Source organism: Oscillibacter sp. PEA192 (assembly GCF_003574015.1).
GTDB classification, from domain to species: Bacteria; Bacillota; Clostridia; order Oscillospirales; family Oscillospiraceae; genus Oscillibacter; species Oscillibacter welbionis.
Window position 1 is genome coordinate 1,437,330 of sequence record NZ_AP018532.1, and the last position, 23,102, is coordinate 1,460,431.

Here is a 23,102-nt window from a genome sequence, read left to right on the forward strand (position 1 = left end):
CCTGTCACCAGGTCACATTCCTGGCAATCTCCAGCAGCTCTTCGGCGGACAGGCCCTTCCCATGGAGGGCGAAGATGTAGGGCCCGTCCGTCCACAGCAGGTCTTTTTCTGTGCTGTCCGTCTCCTCTTCCACCAGCAGGCCCAGGCGGCCGTTGACCTCCACCTCAGAGCCCTGGCAGGCGGTCCCCTTGGAACCCACCAGGTCCTCTCCCTGGGTCTGCATCAGGGTGAAGGAGGCATCCTCCCCCCTTCGGTACGCCAGACTTCGCTCCCCGCGGATCTCACTGGTGCTGCTGCGGACCAGGATGAAGCCCTCCGGCACACAGCGCAGTTGGGCGTCCTGGAAAGGCCGGGTGGTGGCGTGCTCCAGGCGGATAACGTACCGCAGTTCCCCGTCCGTCTGGGACCAGTAGATCTGGCAGTCCGTCCGGTCCCCCGCCCCCACGGAGAGTCCCGCCGCCAGGGCGCCCAGCACGGCGGCCGCCGCCAGCAGGGCCCGCCAGTGCCGCCGTCTCCGCTGACGGCGGAGCAGCGTCGCCATCCGGGCCTCGAAGTCCGGGGAGAAGTCATGGACGCAGTCCTCCCGGTCCGGCAGAGCGGAGAGGAATTTCTCCGCCGCCTCCGGCGCCGCCGCGTACAGGGCCTCCTCTGAGATCATCATGGCGTCTCCCCCCTCTCATCCAGAATTTCCGCCAGCTTCTTCCGGGCCCGGTGCAAGGTCTGGGTCACGGCATCAGGGGTGGCGGAGAGAAATCCCGCGATCTCCCGGGCGGAATAGCCGTTGTAGTATTTTAGCAGAAGCACCTCCCGGTACCGGGGCGGCAGGGATGCCATGGCATCGGCCAGACCGCCGCCCTCCGGCGGTGCGGACCAGACGGTCTGTTCATCCAGCTCCGTCTCCGGATGGCGCTGGCGGGAGCGATATAGGTCGATGGCCTTCCGCTCCGCCACCGTCACCACCAGATTCCGCGTCCGGGGACAGGGGCCGTCGGGGATAGTCGCCATGTGCTCCGCCAGCTTCACGAAGGACTGGTGCACCGCGTCCTCTGCGTCTTGTGGATTTTTCAGGATGTGATAGGCCACATGGTACATGAGGCCCCGGTAGGCCAGGTACAGCGATTCAAACCTGGTCCGATCATCCGCTGTCTCCATGGTTGCCAGATATTCCAGCATGGCGTTCCCTCCTGTCCCTCTGCTCTCTATGACGCTGGAGCGGGCGCAAATCTGACGGCCGGATTTGAAAATTCATGAAAACAGGCGGGAGTACTCCCGCCTGTTCTGCTATGCAGCGCCCAGCTCCGCCTCCTGCTGCCGGACCGAGGCCTCCATGGCCTCCAGGCTGTCCAGGGACAGCAGATCGCTGAATATATAATTCTGCAGCTCCAGCCCCGGAATACCAGTCTGGAACTCCCCGTTTTCCGTGCTGGCCAAAAGGATGCTGTCCTGGAGGAGACCTCGCAGCTCCCAGAAAAACCCGGCGATGGCCTCCGGGTCAAACTGGTGTTCCTCCCGGCCAAAGTTGATGTCAAAGGTTACCGACCTGTTGTCCGATGTGTATGCCTGCCCGTTCCCATCAAAGGCCCACAATTCATAGGCGTATTCCGCCCAGCCCTGGTACATCTCCGGCTCGTATTGCAGCAGGTAGTCCTCGCCATCGATCTTGCAGGCAAATACGCTGGTCCAGCCGGCATGGGACGGATGGGCTCCGGCGGACCACAACTCCACGCCGTCCTGCCGGATGACCTGCAGGATATACCAAGCGGGATAGTAATCTGTCTCCGGGGTGAGCACCGTCACCAGCTCCGTGGTCTCCGGCATGCCGTCGTGGTCGAAGTCGTAGTCCTCCGACAGTACCTCTGTGGTCTGTTCCAAAGCGGAGCCAGACAGCGTTCCGTCCTGGTTCATACGCACGGTGCAGCGGTAGGTGTGGGGCTCCCCTGCGTCCCCACCCCGGCCGACCGTCAGCAACAGGGTGTCCATGTCCGGCCATGTGCCCCAGTCCTCCGGGAGAAATTCGTACTCCGGGATGGGGCTGCCGTCCGGCAGGGTGAAGTCCCAGCTGATCCAGCAGGCGGTGGAGATGACCTTCACCTGGGTCCAGGTCCGGCCGCCATAGGCGATAGCCACCAGATTATTTGCCGGAGACCACCGCGCCGACTGCCAGAGCGCCCCTTGGTCCTGCCAGAGAAGTTCACCGGTCTCCGTGTCCACGATCTGCAGGAATTCCGGCACCACGTATCCGCTGACATACATCTCACTCTTTCCCGCTGTCCGGACCTGGAACCGCCCGTTGGGGGACAGGGTCTCTCCCTCCACCTGGGCTACCGGTGCGGCCTCCAGAGGCGCTTGGTACTCCGCCGTCTCCTGCCGCTGTGCCGCCATTTGGGGGGACGCCACCCCCGCTGTGACCGCCGTGATAACTGCCAGTGCCAACACGCCAAAAATCCGCCGTTTGTCCATGAAAAACCACCCCGCAAGCTGTTTTGCAAACAGTTTACAGGGTGGTTTTGCCTGATGTCAACTACAATCCAGTAACAGCTCAGCCGTTCAGCCGGGCAAGCATCTCCTCCCGGGCCCCGGCGATATACGCATCGTAGGTACACATCTTGTCGATGAGCTTCCCGTCCACGAACTCCATGACCCGGTTGGCGATGGTCTGGACAAACTCATGGTCGTGGCTGGCGAAGAGGACCACGCCCTTGAAGTCGATCAGACCGTTGTTGACGGCGGTGATGGACTCCAGGTCCAGGTGGTTGGTGGGCTGGTCCAGCACCAGGGCATTGGAACCGAACAGCATCATCCGGGACAACATGCACCGGACCTTCTCGCCGCCGGAGAGGACCTTGACGGGCTTGTACACGTCGTCGCCGGAGAACAGCATCCGCCCCAGAAAGGACCGCTTGAAGGACTCGGTGCCCTCCTCCGCGTTGTCGGCGGTGTACTGGCCCAGCCAGTCCACCAGATTCAGGTCGCAGTCGTTGAAGAAGGCGGAGTTGTCCAGGGGAAAGTAGCTGGTGGTAATGGTGGTGCCCCACTTGAAGGTGCCCGCATCCGGCTCCAGCTCCTCCATCAAGATCTTGAACAGCGTGGTGGTGGCGATCTCGTCCTCCCCCACGAAAGCGATCTTGTCGCCCTTGTTCACCCGGAAGCTGACGTTGTCCAGCACCTTCCGGCCGTCTACGGTCTTGGTAAGGCCCTCCACCGCCAGAATCTCCTTGCCCGGCTCCCGGTCCATCTTGAAGCCCACGAAGGGATAGCGCCGGGAGGAGGCGGGCATCTCCTCCACCGTCAGCTTGTCCAGCAGCTTCCGGCGGGCGGTGGCCTGCTTGCTCTTGGACTTGTTGGCAGAGAAGCGGGAGACGAACTCCTGGAGCTCCTTGATCTTCTCTTCCTTCTTCTTGTTCTGGTCCCGGATCAGCCGCTGCATCATCTGGCTGGACTCGTACCAGAACTCGTAGTTGCCCACATACATCTTGATCCCGCCGTAGTCCACGTCCACGATATTGGTGCACACAGTATTCAGGAAGTGGCGGTCGTGGCTCACCACGATAATAAGGCTCTCGCACTCCAGAATGAAGTCCTCCAGCCACTCCACGGCGTGGATGTCCAGGTGGTTGGTGGGCTCGTCCAGCAGGATGATGTCCGGCTTGCCGAAGAGGGCCTGGGCCAGCAGCACCTTCACCTTCTCCTTGGCGGTCAGCGTGCTCATCTCGCTGTACAGAATGTCCTCGGACAATCCCAGGCCCTGGATCAGGCGGCTCACGTCGCTCTCAGCCTCCCAGCCGTCCATGTCGGCAAACTCCGCCTCCAGCTCGCTGGCCTTCACGCCGTCGGCGTCGGTGAAGTCCTCCTTGGCGTAGAGGGCGTCCTTCTCCTTCATGATATCGTAGAGCCGCTGGTTGCCCATGATGACCGTGTCCAGCACCGTGTACTGGTCGTACTGGAAGTGGTCCTGCTTCAAAACGCTCATCCGCTGATCCTTGGAGATCACCACCTCGCCGGTGGTAGGCTCCAGATCCCCGGAGAGGATCCGCAGGAAGGTGGTCTTTCCCGCGCCGTTGGCGCCGATGATGCCGTAGCAGTTGCCGGGGGTGAACTTCAGGTCCACGTGCTTGAACAGGGTCTGTCCGCTGAAATTGAGACTGACGTCATTGACTGTGATCATAGCTTGTATCCTTTTTCATATCTGCGTATTTCATCGCGGCAGTAGGCGCGTTTTCCGCGCCTGCTGCCGCTCTGTGATCCGATTAGCCCTCTTCCGCGATCTTGCGGCCCATGAGGGTGCCCATGACAGAGGCCATCATCAATCCCCGGGTCCAGCCGGAGCTGTCGCCCAGGCAGTGGAGGCCCTGGAGGCTGGTGTTGAAGTCGGTGTCCATCTTCACCCGGTTGGAATAGAACTTCAGTTCCGGGGAGTACAGCAGCGTCTCATAGGCGGCGAAGCCCGGCACCACGTAGTCCATGGCCTGGATGAAGTTGATGATGTTGGTCATGGCCCGGTAGGGCATGGCGGCGGTGATGTCACCGGCCACGGCGTCCGGCAGGGTGGGCCGGATGTTGGACTGGGCCAGCTCCTTCTGCCAGGTGCGCTTGCCGTCCAGAATGTCCCCGAACCGCTGGACCAGGATCTGGCCGTTGGCCAGCATGTTGGTCAGCTCGCCCACCTTCTGGGCATAGGCGATGGGCTGGTTGAAGGGGATGGAGAAATTGTGGGAGCACAGGATGGAGAGGTTGGTGTTGTCGCTCTTCAGGTCCTTGTAGGAGTGGCCGTTCACCACTGCCAGGTTGTTGTCGTAGTTCTCCTGGCTGACGAAGCCGCCGGGGTTCTGGCAGAAGGTGCGGACCTTGTTCTTGAAGGGCTTGGGATAGCCCACCAGCTTGGACTCGTACAGCACCCGGTTCACCATCTCCATGACCTCGTTGCGGACCTCCACCCGGACGCCGATGTCCACAGTGCCGGGGGCGTGGGCGATGTTGTGCTCGGCGCAGAGCTTCTCCAGCCAGTCGGCGCCCCGGCGGCCGGTGGCCACCACGGTATGCTTGGCGTAGATCTCCAGGTCCGTCTTGCCGTCGGAGATGGCCACGCCCTTGCAGACCTCGTTCTCCAGGATCAGGTTGCTGCACTCATAGCCGAAGTACATCTCCACCCCGTTCTCCTGTAAGTACCGCTCGATGGCGAGGTAAATGCCCTGGGCCTTCTCGGTGCCCATGTGGCGGATGGGGCAGTCCACCAGCTTCAGCCCCGCCTGGATGGCCCGGCGGCGGATCTCCTTCCGCTCCTCCTCGTGGCCCAGGCCCTCGATGTGCTCATCCGCGCCGAACTCCAGGTAGATCTGGTCGGCATAGTCGATGGTCTCCTGAGCCAGGTCCGCCCCGATCAGGGTGGGCAGGTCGCCGCCCACCTCATAGCTGAGGGAGAGCTTGCCGTCGGAGAAGGCGCCGGCGCCGGAGAAGCCGGTGGTGATGTGGCAGTAGGGCTTGCAGTTCACGCACTTCTTGGTCTTGTCCTTGGGGCAGTGGCGCTTTTCCACCGGCTGTCCCTTTTCCACCATGACGATCTTCTGGCGGCTGCCCTTCTTAATCATCTCCAAAGCGGTGAAGATACCGGCGGGGCCGGCGCCAACAATGACAACATCTGCGTTCATAGTCTTCTCTCCTCGTTTTTCCTCATTTGGCTGACAGGTCCACCCCGCGGCGCACCAGGGAATACGGCGGCACCGCCTTGGGAAGGTCCATATAGAATTTCATCTGTGGGGTGCGGGGTTCCACCAGGGGCGCCCCCGCCTCGTCCCGCATCTCCGGCACGGTTATGGAGAAGGGCCGCAGATCCGGGCCCACGATCTCCACCGTGTCCCCGGCGCGGAACTTGTTCCGAAGGGACAGCACGGCGTGCCCGGCGCTGTCGCAGTCCGTCACCACCGCCGCCACCTGCCATTCCCGGACATAGCGGGAGGTGGCGTAATACTGGCCCGGCGGGCCGTAGTAGAAGCCGGTGGAGTAGGGCCGGTGGCTCACGTGTTCCACCTCGTCCCGCCACACGGGATCGACGGACTCCCCTGCCGCCGCGGCGTCCAAACAGTGGCGGTAGGCCCCGGTGACGATGGCCGCGTAGTAGGCGGACTTGGCCCGGCCCTCGATCTTCAAACTGGAGAGGCCCGCGCCGCACAGGTCCCCCAGGTGGTCGATCATGCACATGTCCCGGGAGTTCAGGATATAGGTGCCCTGCTCGTCCTCAAACACCGGGAAATACTCTCCCGGACGCTTCTCCTCCACCAGGGCGTACTGGTACCGGCAGGGCTGGGCACAGGCGCCCCGGCTGGAGTCCCGGCCGGTCATATAGTTGGAGAGCAGGCACCGCCCCGAGTAGCTGACGCACATGGCGCCGTGGACGAAGGCCTCGATCTCCAGGTCCGCCGGGGTCTTGTCCCGGATGGTGCGGATTTCCTCCAGACTCAGCTCCCGGGCCAGGATCACCCGGCTGGCCCCCAGGTCGTGCCAGGCCCGGGCGGTCTCGTAGTTGCAGATGCTGGCCTGGGTGGAGATGTGCCGCTCACACCGGGGGGCGTACTTCCCCGCCATGGTAAAGGCCCCCAGGTCCGCCACGATCAGGGCGTCCACCCCGGCGTCCGCCAGCCGTTCCAGGTGCTCCGGCAGGCGGGCCGCCTCGTCGTTCCGGGGCATGGTATTGATGGTGCAGTGGACCCGGACGCCGTGGCTGTGGGCAAAGGCCACCGCCTGGGGCAGCTCCTCGTCGGAGAAGTTCCCCGCAAAGGCCCGCATCCCAAAGCTGGTGCCCGCCAGATACACTGCGTCCGCGCCATAGAGCACGGCCATTTTCAGCCGCTCCATGTCCCCCGCCGGGGCCAGCAGCTCCGGCTTGTCCCGCTTAACCGCCATAGGAGCTGCTGTTGACGAACGCGTTGTGTTCCGCCAGCGTGGTGGAGAAGTGGTGCTTGCCGTCCGTGCCCAGGGCGTAGTAATAGTAGTCCGTGCTGTTGGGGTTCAGCGCCGCGTCGATGGAGGCCAGGCCCGGGTTGGAGATGGGCGTGGGGGGCAGGCCCGCGTTCTGGTACAGGTTGTAGGGGGAGTCGGTCTGCATGTCCGCGCTGGTGATGGGGCCGGTGTGGTCCGGCAGCGCATAGAGCAGAGAGGCGTCGATCTGCAGCAGGCCGTAGGTCCCCTGCTTGTTGCCGGAGCCCTCCAGCCGGTTGTAAATGACAGAGGCGATGTTGGCCTGATCCGTGCCGTCGGTCTCCTCCTCGATCAGGGAGGCGATGGTGATGATCTCCTGCAGGGAGTAGCTGGACTCCTCCACCTGGGTCATCCGCTCCTCGTCCATGCGGCTGACAAAGTTGCGGATCAGCCGGTCCAGGGCGTCCTCGGCGTTATGGCCCACATAGAACTCATAGGTGTCCGGGAAGAGGAAGCCCTCCAGTCGGCTCAGGTCCTCGGATTCGTTGTCGATGAAGTCGTAGTCAAAATCGCCGGTCTGGGCGGCCTCGGTCAGGGCCTCCTCCGTGTTGACGCCCTTTTCCGCCAGCAGGGCGATGGTCTGGCGGACGGTGTAGCCCTCCGGAATGGTGACGGTCACCGTCTCCGCGCTCAGGTTGCCGGAGGAGCTGCGCATCCCAGCGATCAGGGCGTGGTAGTCCATGTCGGTGTTCAGCTCATAGGTGCCGATGCCCACCTCTTCGCTGGCGCCGGTGACGGCCGCGAACAGGCGGAAGAACCACTTGTAGCGGATCAGTCCGGCGTCCTGCAGCTTTTCCGCGATGCTGCCCATGTCGTCATCCGCGGTGATCTCAATGGTGATCTTGGTGGTGGAGGGGATGTCCCGGCTGAAAGCACACAGGTCGCTGGCCAGCAGCCAGCCCACGCCAGCCAGGATGGCCGAGGCCACCAGCACGCACAGGATATACAGGACCGGGTTGATCCGGCGGCGCTTGCGCCGCCGCCGCTGCGGCTGCTGGGACGGATTGCCCTGGCTCCTCCCCGTATGGCCCGCCTGGCTGCGGCGCACCTGGGACGCGTCCCAGCTGGCGGTATCGCCGTTTTTGTAATCAGACATAGGAACCTCCATTTTCTCGCCCCGGCGGTGCGCCGCCGGAAACGTCCCGGGATGGGGAAGAAATCTTCCCCTCCCTGCAATTTTTTTCAGCGGCCAGGCTCCCTTTGGAAGCCGGGCGCATAGAATGTCTCAAAGCGAGGTGACAATCATGTGCTTCAACAACGGAAACAACAATTGTTCCTGCCTGTGGCTCATCATCATCGTCGTGCTGATCTGCTGCTGCTGTGGCAGCGGGAACGCCCTCGGCGGCAATAGCTGCGGCTGTGGCTGCGGCTGCGGGTGCGGCAACGACGGCTGCAACAACGGCTGCTGCTGACGGCTGCGGAGAAAATGGGGCGTGTTCGTCCCATTTTCTTTGCTCCCGTCGGGGACAGCCCCTAGTTCAGCAGCGGCTCCACCCGAGAGAGCACCTCCCGGCGGATGTCCTCCACTGTCCGGGGCGCGTCCCCGGCGGCGCAGTCGATCACCGACCAGCCCAGATCCCGGGCAATCTCGCGGGCGCCCTCCCGGCAGCGGCGGAGATAAGCCCCGTCCTGCTCGTGAATGTCCGCAGCGGTGGCGGTCGCCTGCTCCCGATGCCGGAGCATCTTCTCAGACACCTCTGTGGGCAGATCCAGGTACAGCACCAGGTCCGGCGCGGGCAGGCCCATGCGGCCGTATTCCAGGTCGAAGAGCCAGTCCAGAAATGCCTGCCGCTCCCCTTCCGGGAGTTTGGATGCCTGGTGGACGGCGTTGGAGGTGGTGTACCGGTTGGCCACCACGATTCCGCCTTCCTCATAGAACCCGCCCCAGTCCTCCTTGTAGGAGGCGAAGCGGTCCACGGCGTACAGCACCGACGCGGCGTAGGCGTTCACGTCCCCGGGCCTGTTGCCCAGGGCTCCGTGGAGGTAGAGGTTCGCCGGTTCGGCAAAGGGGTTGCCATACCGGGGAAAGTCGATCTCCCGATATGCGATGCCCCGCTGGGCCAGGGTCTCGCACAGGAGCTTTGCCTGGGTAGCCTTGCCGGAGCCGTCCGTGCCCTCGAATACAATCAGTTTTCCGCTCATCTGAGTCTCTTCTCCTGCTTGACATGGATTAAAAACAGCGGCAGCTTCATCATCCGGCCGATGCGGCGGGGCTCCTTGCACAGGCGGTAGAACCACTCCAGCCCGTGGTCGGTCCAGAATTTTGGGGCCCGCTCCACCACGCCGGCGAATACGTCCAGACTGCCCCCCAGGCCGCACAACAGCCGGGCGCCTGTGGCGGCGCCGTTTTTCGCCATCCACTTCTCCTGCTTGGGGGCGCCCAGGCAGACGAACACTACGTCCGCGCCGCTTTGGCGGATGGCCGCTACCACCGGGCCGTCCTCCTTGAAATAGCCGTCGTGGGTGCCGGCGATCCGCAGCCCCGGATGGGCCGCGGCCAGCTTCGCTCCCGCCTGCTCCGCAACACCGGGCTTGGCGCCCAGGAGGTAGAGGGACTTCCCTTCCTCCGCCAGTTTATCCATCAAATGGGTCGCGAATTCAACGCCCGGCGTCCTTTCCTTCAGAGGCGTCCCCAGCATGGCCGCGCCCTTGATGACGCCGATGCCGTCCGGCAGCACCAGATCCGCGCCGTTCACCGCGGCCCTGGCCCCGCTGTCCTCCCGGCAGACCTCCACGATCTCCGGATTGGGGGTCACCACATAGTGGGGGCCCGGACTGCGGACCAGCTCCATCCCCCGCTCCACGGCCTCTGCCATGGTCAGGTTGTCAAAGCCGACGCCCAGCACGTCGATGCGCATGGAATCACCTCGCTACATACTCATACAGGATAGCAGTATACCACAAGCCGCCGCGTTTGTCCAACCAAAAATCAACAGGGACGCCAAAAACCGGCGTCCCTGCTGAACGATTCAGTTTTCCGGCGCCGGTACCGCCTGCTTTTTCCGGAAGTCCGGCAGCTGGGCCAGCACCACCGCCGCCAGCATCAGCACGCAGCCCAGGTACTCCTTCCCACTCATCCGGTCCCCCAGGATCAGCGCCCCGGCGACGGTGGCGAACACGGACTCCAGACTCAGCAGCAGGGACACCACCGTGGGGTTGGAGTCCTTCTGCGCCAGGATCTGGAGGGTGTATCCCACGCCGCTGGAGAAGATGCCCACATACAGGACAGGCCCGATACAGGCCAGCAGCCCCGCCCAGTCAGGCGTCTCCATGACCAGCATCAGTCCGGCAGAGAGCACCGCCATCACCAGGAACTGTACGCAGGACAGGGCCACCCCGTCCACCTTCCGGGTAAAGTGGTCGATCAGCAGGATGTGTCCGGCGAAGCAGAAGGAGCACAGCAGCACGTACCAGTCCCCCTCCGTGATGGAAAAGGACTCCTGCACGCACAGCAGATACAATCCCACCACCGCCAGCGCCACACTGAGCCAGATCGCCCGGGGCGCCTTTTGCCGGAGGAAAATCCCCGCAATGGGCACGATGACAATATAGAGGGCCGTGATGAACCCCGCCTTGCCGGAGGTGGTGGTCTCCAGCCCCATCTGCTGGAGGTTGGTGCCCATTGTCAGGACCACGCCGCAGCAGATACCGCCGATGGCCAGATCCCGCCAGGAACCGGGCCGGGCCTGGGCCTCCTCCTGAAAATCCCGCCGCCGCAGGCAGCGGAACACCAGACACAGCACCAGCAGAAACACAAAGGCCACCGCGCTTCTGGCGGCGGTGAAGGTGAAGGGACCCACATGGTCGGCGGCCACGCTCTGGGCCACGAAGGCGGTGCCCCAGATCAGAGCCGCCAGCACGGGGAATACATTTTGACGGATGTGGTTGACTTTCATCAGACTTGCTCCTCACCAGGATCTATGCTATACTTTTGCAAACTCCCGCAGAGATGTCCGGGACCAAAAGCCGCGAACAAATAAAAATTTTAACACAACGGGGCGGAAATGGCAAGACCCGGTTCCTCCCCGAGAAAAGGAGGCGGCCCATGCTGCTGTTTGACATGGACGGGACGCTGATCGACTCCAACGGCGTCTGGAAAAACGTGGACCGGGAATTTCTGGCCCGGCGGGGCATTGCGTACACCCACGCCTATTACGAGGGCGTAGCCCATACCATCCTTCCCCTGGCCGCCAAGTTCACCAAGGAGTACTGCCGCCTCACGGAGTCCTGCGAGGAGATCATTGCCGAGTGGATGGAGATGGCCAGGGACGCCTATGCCCATGTCACGGTGAAGCCCGGCGTCCGGGCGTATTTAAAGCAGTGCCGGGCAGAGGGCCGCCGGATGGCGGTGGTGACCTCCAGCGTGCCGGAGCACTGCCGCACCGCCCTGACCCACCTGGACCTGATGAAGTACTTTGAGGGTGTCACTCTGGCCCACGACCTGGGGTTGGAGAAAAAGGACCCGGCCCTGTGGCGTGCCGCCGCAGAGCACTACGGCGTGGCACCGGAGGACTGCACGGTGTTCGATGACAGCCTCTCCGCCTGCAAGGGCGCCAGGGCTGCAAAAATGCGGGTGGTGGGCGTTTACGACGGTTTCTTCGCCCAGGACGAGGCGGCCATGCGGGGATTTTGCGACGTGTATATCCGGAGCTTTGAGGAGCTGCTGCTCCCGCCCCGGCAGGCACTCCGCCCATGAGCGGCCTGCCTGAGGCCCTGGAGACGGCGCGGGAGGCCGGAGAGGTGCTCTCCGCCGCGGTCCTTTCCCAGGAAAACGCCGAGGGGCTGGACGGCTCCGGCCTGGACTTCCGGGACTGCCGGTTCCAGTCCTGCCGCCTGCGGAACTGCGATTTCACCGGCGCAGCCTTTTACGGCTGCACCTTCACCGGATGTCTCCTGGAGAACTGCCGCCTCTCCGCCACCTATTGGAAGGACTGCCGCCTCTCCGGCTGCAAATGGGACGGCGCGGACCTGCGCCGCTCCCGGTGGAAGGACAGCGTTCTGGAGGAGACTCTGCTTCGTTATGTCAACTTTTCCGGCGGCGTCTGGGAGCGTATTTCCGTGAAGGAATGTGACTTCACAGAGTCTACGCTCTCGGAGATGCGGCTGAAAAAAGCTGCCATGGAGAAGACGGATCTGACCGGGGCGGAGCTGTTTCGCACCAGCCTTGCCGGCATGGACCTGACGGCCTGCACCCTGGACCGGATCGTGCTGTCGGAGACCTGCCGGGAGCTGAAGGGCGCCGTCATCAACGCCGCCCAGGCCGCGGTGGTGGCCCGGATTCTGGGCATCCGGGTGGAGCCGTAGGGGGGGCATCTGTCCAGCCGCAGGCATGGCTGATCCCCGTGCAATGGACCGGATCTCCCACCCCCGATCACACACAAAACACCAGGGCCCGCCGAAAACGGCGGGCCCTGGTGTTCAGATTGCTTTCTGCTGGCCGATCACGTCCCGGCACCAGGCAAACAGCCGGTCCGTGAGGGCTGTCAGGTCCTCCCGGCACTCCCCTGCTTTCAGGGCCTGGGCAGTTTGCAGAATCTCCAGGTCCTGCCCGGTCAGGTGCTGTTCCAGGTCTGATCTCCGGCGGCAGTAGAGCCCCTGCTCTGCATACAGCTTGGCCTGCAGCAGGAACACGGCGGCCTTGCAGGCCTCCGCCACCGCCTCCCGGCTTCTGCCGTGGAGAAAGTTGTGGCAGCACAGGTGATACAGTCCGCAGGCCCCCTGATGGAGGGCCCGGCGGGCGTCCCCTGGCTCCTCCGGCGGCAGCAGGTCCGCAAGGCGTCCGCACCAGTCGGTGGTGTCCCGGCGGAACTGGAACAGCTCCCCCCGGTCCCAGGCCGCCAGCTCCGCCGTACCGGAGACGAAGCCGCACAGCTTGTCCCGGTCCGGCAGGTCCTTCACGGCTGCCCGGTAGGTCTCCAGGTCTTGCAGAGAGCAGCTGTCCAGAATGCACACCACGTCGATGTCGCTGTCCGGTCCGGCTTCTCCCCTGCCCCGGCTGCCCTGGAGGCCGATGTACCGCACCCGGTCCCCAAAGGCGGCCCGGACGGCCCCGCAGTATTGCTTCATCCAGTTTTCGATCTCCATCATCACAGTTTCCTCATGTGGGCTCCCGCGGATTTCAGCATCAGCTTCTTTTTGCCCACGGTGTCAAAGGCCACTTCCGCCAGGGCGTCGCCGCCCATGGGCCGGACAGAGAGCACCATGCCCTTCCCGAAGGCGGTGTGCTCCACCATGTCCCCCTGCTGTAATTGCAGCAGAGGCGCCGCCGGGGCGGCGTTCTTCCGGGTGGAGGACGCCTGCTGGACAGAGGCCAGGGGCCGCTGGGGCGCCTGGGCCGGGGCCCGGTAGCTGTGGACGCCGCCGCTGCTCCAGGAGCCGCCGGCGCGGGCGGGGGAGCTGCCCCAGCCGTCCTCGTACCGGTCGCCGCCGAAGGTGCCGTCGTGCTCCATACCGCCGAAACGGGGCTCCGGCTTGCTCTCCCAGCGCATGTTCTCCTCCGGGATCTCTTCCAGGAACCGGGAGGCCCGGTTGGCGCTGGTACGGCCGTACAGCATCCGCTGCCGGCAGTTGGTGAGGGTCAGCTTCTCCTTGGCCCGGGTCATGGCCACGTAGCAGAGCCGCCGCTCCTCCTCCAGCTCCTCCTGGTCGTACTGGGCGGAGGCGCCGGGGAAGATCCCCTCCTCCATCCCCACCACGTACACCACCGGGAACTCCAGCCCCTTGGCGGAGTGAATGGTCATCATGGTGACGCAGTCGTCGCTGGCCTCCACGCTGTCCAGATCTGTGTACAGGGCAATCTCGTTCAGGAAGCCGGAGAGGGTGGCGTCCTCCGGCTGCTGCTCCAGGAAGCCCAGGATGTTGGATTTCAGCTCCTGAACGTTCTCGATGCGGCCCCGGCTCTCCATGTCGTTCTTCTCCTCCAGGGCCTTTACATAGCCGGTCTGGTCGCAGACGGCGTCATAGAACTCCGGCAGGGCCAGCTCCGTGCCCGCCCGCCGCAGGCCGTCGATCAGGTCCGCGAACTTCAGCAGCTTGGCGGAAGACGCTTTCAGCTCCGGGAACAGGTCCGCGTTGCGGATGATCTCATACAGCGACGCCCCCTGGCTCTCCGCCAAGGCGCCCACCTTGTCCAATGTGGTGGCGCCGATGCCCCGGGGCGGGTTGTTGATGATCCGCCGCAGCCGCAGGTCGTCCAGGGGGTTGTTCAGCACGCACAGATAGGCCAGCATGTCCTTGACCTCCGCCCGGTCGAAGAACTTCATGCCCCCCACTACTTTATAGGGGATGCCGTTGCGCTTCATGGCGTATTCCAGGGCGTTGGACTGGGCGTTCATCCGGTAGAGGACCGCCGTGTCCCGGAAGTTCCTGCCCCGGTTCACCCCCATCAGGATGTCCCCGGCCACGTAGTTGGCCTCGTCGCTCTCGTTGAAGGTGGTCTTGACCGTCACCACATCGCCCCCGCCGTTGTCGGTCCAGAGGGTCTTGCCCTTGCGGCCCTGGTTGTTCTGGATGACGGCGTTGGCCGCATCCAGAATGTTCTGGGTAGAGCGGTAGTTCTGCTCCAGGCGAATGGTCCGGGCGGTGGGGTACTGCTCTTCGAAGTTCAGGATGTTTTCGATGTTGGCCCCCCGGAAGCGGTAGATGGACTGGTCGTCATCGCCCACCACACAGAGGTTTTTGTACCCCCCCGCCAGGAGGCTTGTCAGCAGATACTGTAAGTGGTTGGTGTCCTGGTACTCGTCCACCAGCACGTAGCGGAACTTGCGCTGGTAGTAGTCCAGCACCGACCGCTCCTGCTGCAGTAGTGTTACCGTGTGAAAGATGATGTCGTCAAAGTCCAGGGCATTGGCGGTGCGGAGCTTCTTCGCATAGGCGGCATAGATCTTGGCGATGCGGGTCATCTTCCAGTCCCCCGCCGCCTCGTACCGCTTGGCAAAGTCCTCCGGCGTCTCATACTGGTCCTTGGAGTGGCTGATGGCGGCCAGGACGCTCCGGGGCGGGAAGGTCTTCTCCTCCAGGTTCAGCTCCTTCAGAATGTCCTTGATGACCCGCTTGGAGTCGTCGGTGTCATAGATGGTGAAGTCCTTGTCGAATCCCAGCCGGTCGATGTCCCGCCGCAGGATGCGCACACAGGCGGAGTGGAAGGTGGAGGCCCAGATGTCGTTGGCCTCCGGCCCCAGCCGGGCGGCCAGCCGGTCCTTCAGCTCCCCTGCCGCCTTGTTGGTGAAGGTGATGGCGATGATCTCCCAGGGCTTGGGCGCGTCCAGGGCGCAGAGCCGCCGGGCCCGGCGGACGTCCTCCTCCGTGGGCCGGGCGGGGAAGCTCTCCAGAAATTGAAGATCCTCTTCCGTGGCCCAGGCCGGCACCTCTTCCGAATCGCTTCCCCGGCCGTAGGTCAGCAGGTTGTACACCCGCTGGATCAGCACCGTGGTCTTGCCGCTGCCGGCGCCCGCCAGCAGCAGCAGCGGACCCTCCGTGGTCATGGCAGCCTGGCGCTGCATGGGGTTCAGCCTGGATAAGTCCTGGGCGATGACCGCCCGGCGGGCGGCAATGTAGCGTTGTTTGAAGTCTTCCATAAGTCCACCGTTCTCCATCCGTCTCAAAAGTCTCGGCCCCTATTTTACGGCAAAATCCCCTTCCGGTCAAGGCGGGAAACGGCTGTTGCCGGTTTGCCGCTTTTGTTACCAATTTGAGGTTGACAAATGTCTACCTATTTGATATGGTCCAATCAGAAGACCAGGTAGACACTCGTATACCATGGAGGTGAGACTATGCAGGTGAACCTGTCCGACAGCGAGTGGAAGCTGATGAACCGGCTGTGGGAGCAGTCCCCCCGGACCATCATGGAGCTGACGGCCTCCCTGAAGGAGGACACAGGCTGGAGCAAGAACACGGTGATCACCATGCTCGCCCGGCTGGAAGCCAAGGGGGCCGTCCGGCACGAGGAGGGCGGCCGGGCCAAGCGGTACTTCCCCGCGGTGGACCGCGAGGACGCCGCGGCGGCGGAGACGGAGAGCTTCCTCTCCCGGGTCTACGGCGGCAGCCTGGGCCTGATGATGAGCGCCATGGTGGAGAGCCGCCAGCTGACGGAGGCGGACATCGCGGAGTTGTCCGCTATTTTGGAACGAGCGGGAGGCGAGGAACATGCGTGAGATCCTGTTGACATCTTCCGTGCTGATCCTGGCGGTCCTGCTGTTGCGGCGGGCCTTCCGGGACCGGATTTCCCGCCGGGCCCAGTATGTCCTGTGGGCGCTGGTGCTGGTGCGGCTGCTGGTGCCGGTGAGCCTGCCGGGAGCGGACTTCTCCGTCCTGTCGGCGGCGGAGCCGGTGGGCCGGACAGTGACGGAACGGCTGGAACAGCGGGAAATTTACAGAGTGCCGCTGGCCCCCTCTCCCATGGGGACAGCGCCCCAGGTCACATCCCCCGCACCTCAGATAGAGGGAGGCGGCTCCCCCTCCGGGGAGGCGGCCGCGCCCTCCGGCGGGGAGGAAGCCTTTTCTTACCCGGTCATCCGGGAGCGGGTGGTGACGGCGGCGGACCTGCTGACGGTCCTCTGGCTGATCGGCATCGCCGCCATGGCGGTGTGGTTTCTGGTGACCAACCTGCGCTTCTGGCAAAAGCTCCGGAGGACGAGGGCGCCCTATGCCGCGGAGAACTACAGGTATCCCGTCTATCTGGTGGAGGCGGGTCTCCCCTCCCCCTGTCTGTTCGGACCTGTCCGGCCCGCCATTTACCTGACGCCTGCCGCGGTGGAGACGCCGGAGCGGCTGCGGCATGTGCTGGCCCATGAGACCGCCCACGCCCGCCATCTGGACCCGTTGTGGTCGCTGCTGCGGAGCGTGTGCCTCGCGGTGTACTGGTTCGACCCTCTGGTGTGGATCGCCGCCGCCGTCTCCAAGGCCGACGGGGAGCTGGCCTGCGACGAGGCCGCCATCCAGGCCCTGGGAGAGGGCGAACGCATCCCCTACGGCAAAACGCTGCTGTCCCTGATTCCGGTGCGGACGGGTCCCGGCTCTCCCCTGCTGTCCGCCACCACCATGACGGCAGATAAGCGGCAGCTGAAGGACCGGATCACCCGCATCGCCCAGGGACAACAGACCCGGGCAGCGGCTTTGTTTCTGGTTCTGGCGCTGGCAGCGGGCGTCTGCGCCGTCACCTTCACCGGGGCCAAGGCGGATGGGGAAACCGGCGGTGTCCGCTCCCTCACCGGCGACGAGCTGGCGTATTTTAATGAGGAGTTCTTCAATCAGGAGGGTACTTACAGCATCCGCAACCAATTTTTGAACTCCCTGTACGAGAAGCCGGAGGACATCGACCTCTTTGAGCTGTTCTATTGCGGCACGGGGATCGACGCGCCTATGACCGATGAGGAGCTGCGGCAGGTGGGCAGCTTTGACACCGCAGGGGAGCTGATCTGCCCTGTGGACAAGATGTCCGTGGAGGCCATCAACCAGGTGCTGCTGGAGAACACCGGCCTCACGCTGGAGGAGACGGGGCGGATCGGGATGGACTACTTCCAGTACCTCCCGGAGTATGATGCCTACTATCACAGCCACGGGGATACCAACTACTTCTCGGGCGTCAACATCACTGCCGGGGAGCGGGTGGGCGATACCATCCGGCTCTACTACGACGACACGTTCCATGTTGACGGCTGGAAGTGCGTGACACTGGAAGAACAGGCCGACGGCTCCTACTGGTTTGTCTCCAACCAGCCCAGTGAGCGGCCCGCCATCCCTACCGTGTACCCGGAGGGGGAGCCGGTGCTGACCATTCCGCTGACAGACCTCACACCCTATGAGCCGGAGACCATGGAGGCCATTCGGCACCGGAATGACTGCGCCGAGCGTGGCACTGGCTATATCATGCACACCGAGGACGGCGATGAACTCTCTGTCCGCACCTATCTCTCCACCGACGGCAATCTCTACGCCGCCGTGATTTATGACGAGGCGGCGGGCCGGGACGGGATGCGCACATGGGATGTGGGCTGCTTCTTCACCTTCCCGGAGCATAACACGCTGAGTTACAGCGATTCCGGCGGCTACGCCGTCTCCATGGACTCCTTCTCCGATCTGTTCGGCCATGATGGGCTGGTCATCCGTTACTCCGGCGAGCTGGACGAACATACAGGTGCCACCTTCCACGACTATTACTATTTCGACACCGAGGGAAATCCCGTCCTCCTGGCCCGGGTCTACGGTGACACCGCCCAGTTCGACCTGGATGGCAACGGCGCAGACGAGTTGTGTGCCTCTTCGGCAAACACCGCCCAGATCTTTTTCCAGCGGGATGGGCGGATCTATGAGGCGGACATCGACGAGGATTTGAAACAGGCTTGGCCGGACGCGGAGTACTTGAGCTTCAACCGTTGGGACGTGAGCCGCCGGAATCTGGCCCTGTGGGCATTCGTCCCCATTCCCGACAGTCCCCAGGACGGCACCGCCGACCGGTGGCTGTACTTTGATGGAGAAAACCTGCTGGTGTACCGGGACGGCCGTGCCACGGCGGACCACTTGATGGAGGGCGCGGAAGCGCCGGAGGACGTAATGGCGGTCCTGCGGGACTACGTGCAGGAGCAGTACACCGGCGACCATGAGGGGTTGCTGTTCGTGGAGGGCGGCGACTTTGTCCCCGCCCCGCTGGAATATGACGACTGGCGGATTGAGTCCATCGAGGGCCCCTCCTATGTATCCGTGGGCGGCCTGGATTTTGCCATCTGGAGCATGAACTATGAACTGCACACCACCACGCCGGAGAGCGTCATTTTGGCCGGCGGAACGTACATGACCGAGGACTGCTGGGTCAGCCCCGGTTACCCCGGGTGTGACTACTTCTACTTCCAACTGGACGAGGGCGGAACCCGCACCTATCTGTATCACCGCATGGAGAACGACTGCGTCCCCGGAACAGAGCTGTTTTTCTCAGGCATGGCCTACCAGCTCCGGGAGATGGGGCTGCTGTCCTTCTATGACCTGACGGGGCGGGAGCTGCTGGATATCAGCTGCAGTCAGCCAGTCCACTTCTTCAACACGCTGTCGGAGACGAACCTCTCGGAGCAGTCCCAGGCCCTTGCCGCCATGGCGGCCTGTGTCGCCGCCGGAGACGATCCCGGCACTCAGGAGATCTATGACAGCATTGCCCATTATATGGAAATCTTCTCCGATGATCTGACAGACGGCGGTCGGGCCGCGTGGCAGGCGCTCCAGTCTGCCCTGTCCATCTGGACAGCGGCGGGAGATGGCACGGTCTATGAGAGCGGCGGCCTCTCCCTGTGGGTGCCGGAGGGCTGGGCAGACATGGCGGCGGTCACCGCTGAGGACGCTGTCTGGTTCGGAGAATCTGTGCCGGGGTTCGACGTCTATGAGCGACTTGCCCACATATCAAATCCCGATACAGGTCTGGTCTGGAATGTCCGGGCCCTCACCCGTGCCCAGTTCCAGGCCGCCTTTGGGGACGCGGACTGGTCGGAGATTTTAGGGGCTTCCAGCTATGTGATCGGCTCTGACGACGCCTACATCTATCTGCTCTCCACCCCCACGGACGTGCAGTTCCTGGTGGAGGACCCCACCAGTATGGCCCAGTATGAGCTGCTGCGGAATCAGTCCCAGACGGTAATCGAGGGCTTCTTCTTCCGCAACGGTATCACCCCCAACCCGGACTGCCCGGACGCCGACGGGTGCTATGTGGGCCCCGAAGCTTCGGGGCGGCCGGAGGTGAACGAGGCGGCCAAGGCTGCTGTTCAGGCGGCGATGGACGGGATTTTGGCCCCCGGTGCCTTCTCCCTGACCCTCTCCCCCGCCCCTGGTGGGTCCGGCGGCGGAAGCTATATACTGCCGCTGGATATGGCGGCGGCCATCTCCCGGATGCCGGAGAATTTCCTCTGGTACCCCGCGGAGGCGGGCTCGCCCCCGGCGGGCCTGGCCTCCCTGACCCTCACCGCAGAGGACGGCAGCGCCGCCCTCCAGTGCTGGGAGGGCAGCTCCCTGGTCCGCTGCACCCGGAGCGGCGTGACACAGTGGTTCTACGCCCCGCCGGTGACGGCGGACGCAGTCTTCAACGGCACGGTCTTTGCAGCCTTGCGCCAGATTTATGACGAAGTAGAATGGGAGGCCCTGCGGGAGGGCATCATCATCCCGGACCGGGGACAGAGCCATCTGGAGATCGCCCAGGCCTGGGCCGATGCGGATACGCAGCCCGCCCTGGAGGTCACAGACGGCAGCATCTTCGCCTGCACCTATGTGCGGACTGTGGCCGATGTGGATAGCTGGGCAGATATGCCGGAGACCTCCTATCCGGAGCAATCGGAGGGGCACGAGCGGTTCTGGTTCTCCTACCGGCGCATCTTTGTACCGGAGAATGAGGCGGCCCGCAGCTGGCAGATGGCCGGCAACACCGTGGAGTACGACGGCAGGTACGGCGAGGCCCCGGAGGGCGCCTATGAGAATTTCCAGGTGGGGGTCCTCTACCTGACGGATGAGGGCTGGCGGTGCGACGGCACCGGCACCGGCCCGTGAATTCGGATCAAAAAAGAGAGCGGCCGAAACTCCGGCCGCTCTTTTCTGCGCTCACTGGGCCAGGAACACCAGGTTCCGGTCCGTGATGAAGTTGGGGATACTATACACGACGCAGATGGCGTCGATGCCGTTCTCCGCCGCGTACTGGGCGGGGGGCATCCGGTAATACCGCGGGTCCAGCAGGTGGACCTCGGCAAAGCTCTGGGCCAGGAAGGGTGCCAGGGCGTCGGAGTAGGAATCCCGGATCAGCAGGAGCTTGCCGCCGTCTCGGGCGTTCTCATTCTGGATGACGCACAGGGGTTGGTTGCCGCCCAGGAAGGAGGCGTATTTGTCCTTCTCGGTCAAATAGCTCCGGTCGTACAGTATGCCGGGTTCCGGAGAGCCGGTGCGCCAGGAGGTGACCATGAGGCCGTCCTCTTTGACCCAGAATTCCATGGTGTCCGGCGTCAGCCAGTGGATGCCGGACTGGGAGTACAGCGTGCCATTGAAGCTGGTACTGGCAATCTCTGGTGTAAAGCTTTCCTGCTTTAATGATTCTCTTCCCAGGACTTCCAGCAGAGCATTGGCCCCATAGAAGGCCCCGAGGGACGTCCAGTGGTGGTCTGTGCGGTAGAAGATGGGCTCGTCGGCGTGAGCGGTCAGGGCGGCGGAGAAGTCGATCATGGGCAGCCCCAGGCCCGCCGCCTGGGAGAGGTAAGCGTTCTGGTCCCAGGACTCCGCGCCCTCCGGCAGTTTGTCCCGCCACACCTCCGCCGCGGAGGGGATCAGCCCCAGATACATGGGGATGTCCGACTTCTCCGCCAGCTGGGAGACGTAATTCAGGTTCGCCTTCTCCAGGCCGTCCGCAGGGGCGTCCACCTTGGAGATCAATGTTTCGCCTTCACAGAGATAGATGTTGTTGAACAGCCGTTTGCCGATCAGCTGCTCCGTCCGGGCCTTCAGGCCCGTCCACTGGTCCCGCAGGGGAAACTGGTCCTGGACGTAGGCCTCCACGTCCTCCATATAGCTGCCGTCCAGCACGCTGGACAGAGTCAGTGCCGGCCGCTGCTGGAGGGTGCGGTTCTCCACGTCGGACCGCTCCCGGTCCGGCAGGAGCATCTGCCACACCATCAGCCCCCCCAGAAAGAGGCAGAACACCGCTGTGAGAAATCTTGCGTATCGTTTGGACAAGGTCTCTGCCTCCTCTCAGAACCGGAAATACAGGAAGGGGTTGTAGCTGCCGTCCACCAGATAGGCCGTGCAGACCACCAGGGAAAGGCCCATGAGCACCGGGGTGGCCAGCTGTTCTGCCTGCCGGGGCAGCTTCGCCCACAGCCGCTGGCCCAGAGCGGTGGAAGCCAGCACCAGTACCGCCAGTGTCACGGCGTAGCTCCGCAGCCGGAACAGGTCCGCCCCGCTCCAGAGCGGCGCACCGCCGAAACAGGCGGCAAGGTAGTCCCCGCACACGCCCAGGTCCACCATGGCAAAGAGGCCCCAGCCCACGAACACCACGATGAGGGTGTAGAGGTGCTTGAGGATCGCCGGGGTCTTCTCCAGTACGCCCCGAAGGACGTACCGCTCCAAGATCAGCCAGGCGGCGAAGTACAGTCCCCACAGGATGAAATTCCAGCTGGCCCCGTGCCAGAAGCCCGTGCAGAACCAGACGATCAGGAGGTTCCGGATGGTCCTGGCGGTGCCGCCCCGGTTGCCTCCCAGGGGGATATACAAATAGTCCCGGAACCAGGAGGTCAGGGACATGTGCCACCGCCGCCAGAAGGTGCCCACGGAGTCGGCGCAGTAGGGGTGGTCAAAGTTCTCGTTGAACCGGAAGCCGAAGATCCGCCCCAGGCCGATGGCCATGTCGGAGTAGCCGGAGAAATCGAAGTAGATCTGGAAGCCATAGGCGGCGAGGCCCAGCCAGCCCCCCAGCACCGTCAGCGTCCCGGCCCCCTGAGCGGCGAGGCAGTCCTCCCACAGGGCGCCGATGGAGTTGGCCAGCAGCACCTTCTTGGCAAGTCCCACGCAGAACCGCCGGGCCCCCAGAGCGAAGTTCTCCGACGTGTGGAGCCGGTGCCGCAGGTCCGCTGCCACCGTCTTGTACTGGACGATGGGTCCGGCGATCAACTGGGGGAACATGGTGACGAAGGCGCCGAAGTCCACCATGTTGCGCTGGACCGGTGCGTCCTTCCGGTACACGTCGATGGTATAGCTCATGGTCTGGAAGGTATAGAAAGAGATGCCGATGGGCAGCGGGATGCCCAGCTGGGGCAGATCAATGCCCGGGATCAGGGACAGATTGGCTGCGATGAAGTCCCAGTACTTGAAAAAGCCCAGCAGAGCCAGGTTGAAGATCACCGACTGGGCCACGAACCACCGGGCCTTTTTGTCGTCACTGCGGAACTTCTCCACCAGCAGACCGTGGGTGTAGTCGATGATGATGGAGAGGAACATGATGACAATGTACACCGGTTCTCCCCAGCCGTAGAAGAGCAGACTCACCACCAGCAGCACGAAGTTCCGCCACCTCAGCGGCGAGAGAAAGTACACCAGCAGCGTCAGCGGCAGGTAGAGAAATAAAAATGTCAGGCTGCTGAAGACCACCGGCGCCCCTCCCCTCTTCTCCGTTTCACACA

At 63.7% G+C, this 23,102-nt stretch carries 19 protein-coding genes; 5 read left to right on the top strand and 14 right to left on the bottom strand.

Annotation, left to right across the window (positions count from 1 at the left end; translation table 11 throughout):
• Window positions 1-4 precede the first annotated feature (4 nt).
• The 7 genes from DN611_RS06965 to mltG all read right to left on the bottom strand — a co-directional run bounded on the left by DN611_RS06965 (window position 5) and on the right by mltG (window position 8,068).
• Window positions 5-661: a DUF4367 domain-containing protein gene (locus tag DN611_RS06965; RefSeq protein WP_119310960.1), complete on the bottom strand. Its 657-nt coding sequence runs from the start codon at window positions 659-661 to the stop codon at window positions 5-7.
• Window positions 658-1,173, bottom strand: a complete 516-nt coding sequence (locus DN611_RS06970) for an RNA polymerase sigma factor (protein ID WP_021750639.1) — start codon at window positions 1,171-1,173, stop codon at window positions 658-660. Before DN611_RS06970 ends, DN611_RS06965 begins: the two co-directional genes overlap by 4 nt.
• Window positions 1,174-1,281: 108 nt before the next feature.
• The gene (locus DN611_RS06975; protein ID WP_025544769.1) at window positions 1,282-2,460 is read right to left on the bottom strand and encodes a hypothetical protein; all 1,179 of its coding nucleotides are present in this window, start codon (window positions 2,458-2,460) and stop codon (window positions 1,282-1,284) included.
• A 79-nt stretch (window positions 2,461-2,539) separates the two neighbouring features.
• Window positions 2,540-4,165, bottom strand: a complete 1,626-nt coding sequence (locus tag DN611_RS06980; protein ID WP_119310961.1) for an ABC-F family ATP-binding cassette domain-containing protein — start codon at window positions 4,163-4,165, stop codon at window positions 2,540-2,542.
• 82 nt (window positions 4,166-4,247) lie between these two features.
• Complete coding sequence (locus tag DN611_RS06985) at window positions 4,248-5,645, bottom strand: NAD(P)/FAD-dependent oxidoreductase (RefSeq protein ID WP_021750642.1); 1,398 nt, start codon at window positions 5,643-5,645, stop codon at window positions 4,248-4,250.
• A gap of 22 nt (window positions 5,646-5,667) precedes the next feature.
• A complete protein-coding gene (locus tag DN611_RS06990) occupies window positions 5,668-6,897 on the bottom strand; it encodes a peptidase U32 family protein (protein ID WP_119310962.1) in 1,230 nt (409 codons plus the stop codon).
• Window positions 6,887-8,068: an endolytic transglycosylase MltG gene (mltG, locus tag DN611_RS06995; protein WP_119310963.1), complete on the bottom strand. Its 1,182-nt coding sequence runs from the start codon at window positions 8,066-8,068 to the stop codon at window positions 6,887-6,889. Before mltG ends, DN611_RS06990 begins: the two co-directional genes overlap by 11 nt.
• 124 nt (window positions 8,069-8,192) lie before the next feature.
• Between mltG and DN611_RS07000 the strand changes: the two genes are divergently transcribed.
• Window positions 8,193-8,384, top strand: coding sequence for a hypothetical protein (locus DN611_RS07000; RefSeq protein WP_036627932.1), 192 nt, complete (start codon window positions 8,193-8,195; stop codon window positions 8,382-8,384).
• A gap of 61 nt (window positions 8,385-8,445) precedes the next feature.
• On the opposite strand, the gene DN611_RS07005 is transcribed toward DN611_RS07000, so the two are convergent.
• From DN611_RS07005 to DN611_RS07015, 3 genes are all read right to left on the bottom strand, one after another.
• Window positions 8,446-9,114 carry a dTMP kinase gene (locus tag DN611_RS07005; protein ID WP_021750647.1) on the bottom strand — a complete coding sequence of 223 codons (669 nt, stop codon included), beginning with the start codon at window positions 9,112-9,114 and terminating at the stop codon, window positions 8,446-8,448.
• Window positions 9,111-9,830 (bottom strand): WecB/TagA/CpsF family glycosyltransferase, encoded by a 720-nt coding sequence (locus DN611_RS07010; RefSeq protein ID WP_119310964.1) that lies wholly within the window; start codon window positions 9,828-9,830, stop codon window positions 9,111-9,113. Before DN611_RS07010 ends, DN611_RS07005 begins: the two co-directional genes overlap by 4 nt.
• A gap of 111 nt (window positions 9,831-9,941) precedes the next feature.
• Window positions 9,942-10,868 (bottom strand): DMT family transporter, encoded by a 927-nt coding sequence (locus DN611_RS07015; protein WP_021750650.1) that lies wholly within the window; start codon window positions 10,866-10,868, stop codon window positions 9,942-9,944.
• A 149-nt stretch (window positions 10,869-11,017) separates the two neighbouring features.
• On the opposite strand from DN611_RS07015, the gene DN611_RS07020 reads away from it, so the two are divergent.
• Together DN611_RS07020 and DN611_RS07025 are read left to right on the top strand one after the other, a co-directional pair.
• Window positions 11,018-11,668, top strand: coding sequence for an HAD family hydrolase (locus DN611_RS07020; protein ID WP_025544772.1), 651 nt, complete (start codon window positions 11,018-11,020; stop codon window positions 11,666-11,668).
• On the top strand, window positions 11,665-12,276 hold the full coding sequence (locus DN611_RS07025) for a pentapeptide repeat-containing protein (protein WP_119310965.1): 612 nt from the start codon (window positions 11,665-11,667) through the stop codon (window positions 12,274-12,276). Before DN611_RS07020 ends, DN611_RS07025 begins: the two co-directional genes overlap by 4 nt.
• Before the next feature lie 114 nt (window positions 12,277-12,390).
• On the opposite strand, the gene DN611_RS07030 is transcribed toward DN611_RS07025, so the two are convergent.
• Both DN611_RS07030 and DN611_RS07035 read right to left on the bottom strand, forming a co-directional pair.
• Complete coding sequence (locus DN611_RS07030; protein WP_025544775.1) at window positions 12,391-13,059, bottom strand: nucleotidyltransferase domain-containing protein; 669 nt, start codon at window positions 13,057-13,059, stop codon at window positions 12,391-12,393.
• Window positions 13,059-15,548, bottom strand: coding sequence for an ATP-dependent helicase (locus DN611_RS07035; protein WP_036631046.1), 2,490 nt, complete (start codon window positions 15,546-15,548; stop codon window positions 13,059-13,061). The genes DN611_RS07030 and DN611_RS07035 overlap by 1 nt, the downstream gene beginning before the upstream one ends.
• Window positions 15,549-15,743: 195 nt before the next feature.
• Between DN611_RS07035 and DN611_RS07040 the strand changes: the two genes are divergently transcribed.
• Complete coding sequence (locus tag DN611_RS07040) at window positions 15,744-16,124, top strand: BlaI/MecI/CopY family transcriptional regulator (RefSeq protein ID WP_021750656.1); 381 nt, start codon at window positions 15,744-15,746, stop codon at window positions 16,122-16,124.
• Window positions 16,117-20,490 carry a M56 family metallopeptidase gene (locus tag DN611_RS07045; protein ID WP_119310966.1) on the top strand — a complete coding sequence of 1,458 codons (4,374 nt, stop codon included), beginning with the start codon at window positions 16,117-16,119 and terminating at the stop codon, window positions 20,488-20,490. The genes DN611_RS07040 and DN611_RS07045 overlap by 8 nt, the downstream gene beginning before the upstream one ends.
• A 51-nt stretch (window positions 20,491-20,541) precedes the next feature.
• On the opposite strand, the gene DN611_RS07050 is transcribed toward DN611_RS07045, so the two are convergent.
• The gene (locus DN611_RS07050) at window positions 20,542-21,660 is read right to left on the bottom strand and encodes a DHHW family protein (RefSeq protein ID WP_119310967.1); all 1,119 of its coding nucleotides are present in this window, start codon (window positions 21,658-21,660) and stop codon (window positions 20,542-20,544) included.
• Between the two features lie 15 nt (window positions 21,661-21,675).
• A complete protein-coding gene (locus DN611_RS07055; RefSeq protein WP_021750660.1) occupies window positions 21,676-23,070 on the bottom strand; it encodes an MBOAT family O-acyltransferase in 1,395 nt (464 codons plus the stop codon).
• Window positions 23,071-23,102: the final 32 nt, after the last annotated feature.

Excerpts from the sequence above, each read along its gene's own strand:
- DN611_RS06965 (WP_119310960.1), bottom strand. The coding sequence starts at position 661 with ATGATGATCTCAGAGGAGGCCCTGTACGCGGCGGCGCCGGAGGCGGCG.
- DN611_RS06970 (WP_021750639.1), bottom strand. The coding sequence starts at position 1,173 with ATGCTGGAATATCTGGCAACCATGGAGACAGCGGATGATCGGACCAGG.
- DN611_RS06975 (WP_025544769.1), bottom strand. The coding sequence starts at position 2,460 with ATGGACAAACGGCGGATTTTTGGCGTGTTGGCACTGGCAGTTATCACG.
- DN611_RS06980 (WP_119310961.1), bottom strand. The coding sequence starts at position 4,165 with ATGATCACAGTCAATGACGTCAGTCTCAATTTCAGCGGACAGACCCTG.
- DN611_RS06985 (WP_021750642.1), bottom strand. The coding sequence starts at position 5,645 with ATGAACGCAGATGTTGTCATTGTTGGCGCCGGCCCCGCCGGTATCTTC.
- DN611_RS06990 (WP_119310962.1), bottom strand. The coding sequence starts at position 6,897 with ATGGCGGTTAAGCGGGACAAGCCGGAGCTGCTGGCCCCGGCGGGGGAC.
- mltG (WP_119310963.1), bottom strand. The coding sequence starts at position 8,068 with ATGTCTGATTACAAAAACGGCGATACCGCCAGCTGGGACGCGTCCCAG.
- DN611_RS07000 (WP_036627932.1), top strand. The coding sequence starts at position 8,193 with ATGTCTCAAAGCGAGGTGACAATCATGTGCTTCAACAACGGAAACAAC.
- DN611_RS07005 (WP_021750647.1), bottom strand. The coding sequence starts at position 9,114 with ATGAGCGGAAAACTGATTGTATTCGAGGGCACGGACGGCTCCGGCAAG.
- DN611_RS07010 (WP_119310964.1), bottom strand. The coding sequence starts at position 9,830 with ATGCGCATCGACGTGCTGGGCGTCGGCTTTGACAACCTGACCATGGCA.
- DN611_RS07015 (WP_021750650.1), bottom strand. The coding sequence starts at position 10,868 with ATGAAAGTCAACCACATCCGTCAAAATGTATTCCCCGTGCTGGCGGCT.
- DN611_RS07020 (WP_025544772.1), top strand. The coding sequence starts at position 11,018 with ATGCTGCTGTTTGACATGGACGGGACGCTGATCGACTCCAACGGCGTC.
- DN611_RS07025 (WP_119310965.1), top strand. The coding sequence starts at position 11,665 with ATGAGCGGCCTGCCTGAGGCCCTGGAGACGGCGCGGGAGGCCGGAGAG.
- DN611_RS07030 (WP_025544775.1), bottom strand. The coding sequence starts at position 13,059 with ATGATGGAGATCGAAAACTGGATGAAGCAATACTGCGGGGCCGTCCGG.
- DN611_RS07035 (WP_036631046.1), bottom strand. The coding sequence starts at position 15,548 with ATGGAAGACTTCAAACAACGCTACATTGCCGCCCGCCGGGCGGTCATC.
- DN611_RS07040 (WP_021750656.1), top strand. The coding sequence starts at position 15,744 with ATGCAGGTGAACCTGTCCGACAGCGAGTGGAAGCTGATGAACCGGCTG.
- DN611_RS07045 (WP_119310966.1), top strand. The coding sequence starts at position 16,117 with ATGCGTGAGATCCTGTTGACATCTTCCGTGCTGATCCTGGCGGTCCTG.